Raw genomic sequence first — 3002 nt, forward strand, 5'->3', positions numbered from 1 at the left:
AATTGTAGTGCAGAACGAGTAACTTTAGTTGGATCTAGGATACCCATTTCTAGCATGTCGCCGTATTCGCCTGTTGCCGCGTTGTAGCCGTAGCTACCTTCACCCGCTTTCACGTTGTTCGCAACCACTGAGTCTTCCTCACCTGCGTTCTTCGTGATTTGACGGATTGGCGCTTCCATTGCACGTAGTGCAACGCGGATACCAACGTTTTGTTCTTCGTTGTCACCCGTTAGGTGAGCAATCTTAGATGCCGCACGGATCAGTGCAACACCACCACCAGCAACAACACCTTCTTCAACCGCTGCACGAGTTGCGGCTAGCGCATCTTCTACACGGTCTTTCTTCTCTTTCATTTCAACTTCAGTCGCTGCACCGACTTTGATTACTGCAACACCGCCAGCCAGTTTAGCAACACGCTCTTGTAGTTTCTCTTTGTCGTAGTCTGAAGTTGCGTCTTCGATTTGTTGACGAATCTGAGCAACACGGCCAGAGATCATCTCTTCTTCACCGATACCATCGATGATAGTCGTGTTTTCTTTCGTGATAGAAACACGCTTCGCTTGACCTAGATCTTCTAGTGCAACTTTTTCTAGCTCTAGACCGATCTCTTCAGAAATCACAGTACCGCCAGTTAGGACAGCGATGTCTTGTAGCATTGCTTTACGACGGTCACCGAAGCCAGGTGCTTTCACAGCTGCAACTTTTACGATGCCACGCATGTTGTTCACAACCAATGTTGCTAGCGCTTCGCCTTCTACATCTTCTGCAATGATAAGCAGTGGACGAGATGCTTTCGCGACAGCTTCTAGCGTTGGAAGAAGCTCACGAATGTTTGAGATCTTCTTGTCTACTAGAAGGATGAATGGGTTTTCTAGATCAACACTGCCTGATTCTTGGTTGTTGATGAAGTAAGGAGACAGGTAACCGCGGTCGAACTGCATACCTTCTACTACGTCTAACTCGTCTTGTAGCGCCTGACCTTCTTCAACCGTGATAACGCCATCACGACCCACACGCTCCATTGCTTCTGCAATGATATTACCTACGCTTGCGTCTGAGTTTGCAGAGATAGTACCAACCTGCGCGATCGCTTTTGTGTCGTTACATTCAACAGAAAGCTCTTTTAGTTGCTCAACTGCCGCGGCAACAGCTTTGTCGATACCACGCTTAAGATCCATTGGGTTCATGCCCGCTGCGACTGCTTTTAGACCTTCGTTAACGATAGATTGTGCTAGTACCGTTGCTGTTGTTGTACCGTCACCCGCTGCGTCGTTTGCTTTAGACGCAACTTCTTTAACCATTTGTGCGCCCATGTTCTGGAATTTATCTTCCAGCTCGATTTCACGCGCTACTGATACACCATCTTTAGTGATAGTCGGTGCACCAAAAGATTTGTCTAGAACGACATTGCGTCCTTTAGGACCCAGTGTTACTTTTACTGCGTCAGCCAGAACGTTTACACCTTCCAGCATTTTAACTCGTGCGTCATTACCAAATTTAACGTCTTTAGCAGCCATCTTTGATTTCCTTTCTAAAATTCTTTGTGTGTAATTTCGTAATTGAATCTGAGCAAAAAATTACTCAATGATTGCTATTATTCAACGATCGCCATGATGTCGTTTTCAGACATGACAAGCACTTCTTTACCGTCGATTTTTTCAGTTTTTGTACCGTAACCTTCAGCGAAGATAACGGTATCACCGACTTTAACGTCTAGTGGCAGTACGGTGCCGTTTTCTAGGATGCGGCCTTTACCCACAGCTAGAACAACACCGCGAGTCGATTTTTCTGCAGCAGAACCAGTCAGAACGATGCCACCAGCAGACTTAGATTCAACTTCTTTACGTTCAACGATAACTCGGTCATGTAATGGACGAATGTTCATCGGTCGTCTCTCCTGAAAATTTCCATGTTTATTTGATAATTGTCCTTAGGGACTGTAGCCCCAGACACGTGATCCCTATATAAGGGGTCGAAGCAGCGATCCCAAGGGGGTGGCACAAAATTTTTGTGACTTAGTTAAAATAACGAACAACTAGGCAACGGTTTGCGTTAGAAATGCTCACTCGCTCGGCATCTCGCTTTCTTGTATCCTTGCATTTTGCTCACCAGATAGTTGTCACACATGCAGGAAAATAACAAGCTGGAACCCCAAGCGACCGATAAGCATGGTTTGTTGACCGCACCCATTCCTGAAACGCTGCGGAAAATGACCGTACCCATGACCATGGGCATGATCGCAATTTTGATGTTTAACTTGGTGGACACGTTTTTTATCTCGTTGCTTGGCACTCAAGCGCTAGCAGCTATCAGCTATACCTTCCCTGTCACCTTTGCGGTTAACTGCATTACGATGGGGATTGGGATGGGACTATCGACCAATATTGGTCGCTTGCTTGGGCAAGGTCATGCACCACAAGCTGCACGGTTCACCACCCACGGTTTGTTATTAGCCGTGTTACTTGTGGCTATCGCGTCTTCTATTGGCTTTACCACCATTGCGCCATTGTTTCGTTTTCTTGGTGCGTCTGATGATCTCATCCCTCTTATTGAGCAGTATATGCAGGTCTGGTATCTCACCATTCCTCTGCTAGTGATCCCAATGGCGGGCAACAGTGCTATCCGAGCTACTGGCGACACAAAGACACCAGCAAAAGTCATGATGTTGGCTGGTTTGATTAATGGCATGCTCGATCCATTGTTGATTTTCGGTTATGGCCCTTTTCCGGAACTTGGCATTCAAGGCGCAGCCATAGCAAGTGCCTTTAGCTGGTTAGGTGCTTTGTGTGGCTCATTCTATGTGCTAATTAAACGGGAAAAATTGCTTGCTCAACCCCAATGGGCTTTGCTGAAACAAGACTGGCAACAGACACTAAAAATTGGTACCCCTGCAGCGCTATCAAACGCGATGAATCCGTTGTCCGGTGCCATTCTGATGATGCTGTTATCCAACCACGGTACGGCGGCGGTTGCTGCTTACGGCGCAGCGCAGCGTATTGAGT

The 3002-nt window shown here is 46.9% G+C and carries 3 protein-coding genes; 1 reads left to right on the top strand and 2 read right to left on the bottom strand.

The window, feature by feature from the left end; genetic code table 11:
• A partial coding sequence (gene groL, locus IQR33_RS30755) for a chaperonin GroEL (protein ID WP_228014232.1) occupies positions 1 to 1517 on the bottom strand: 1517 nt, incomplete at its 3' end.
• A 77-nt stretch (positions 1518 to 1594) separates the two neighbouring features.
• Positions 1595 to 1885: a co-chaperone GroES gene (locus IQR33_RS30760; protein ID WP_005381516.1), complete on the bottom strand. Its 291-nt coding sequence runs from the start codon at positions 1883 to 1885 to the stop codon at positions 1595 to 1597.
• Positions 1886 to 2125: 240 nt separating this feature from the next.
• On the opposite strand from IQR33_RS30760, the gene IQR33_RS34940 reads away from it, so the two are divergent.
• Positions 2126 to 3002 (top strand): MATE family efflux transporter (locus IQR33_RS34940; protein WP_228014233.1); only part of this gene is annotated, 877 nt, incomplete at its 3' end.

The sequence above is a fragment of the Vibrio sp. OPT46 genome, assembly GCF_015163535.1.
GTDB classification, from domain to species: domain Bacteria; phylum Pseudomonadota; class Gammaproteobacteria; order Enterobacterales; family Vibrionaceae; genus Vibrio; species Vibrio alginolyticus.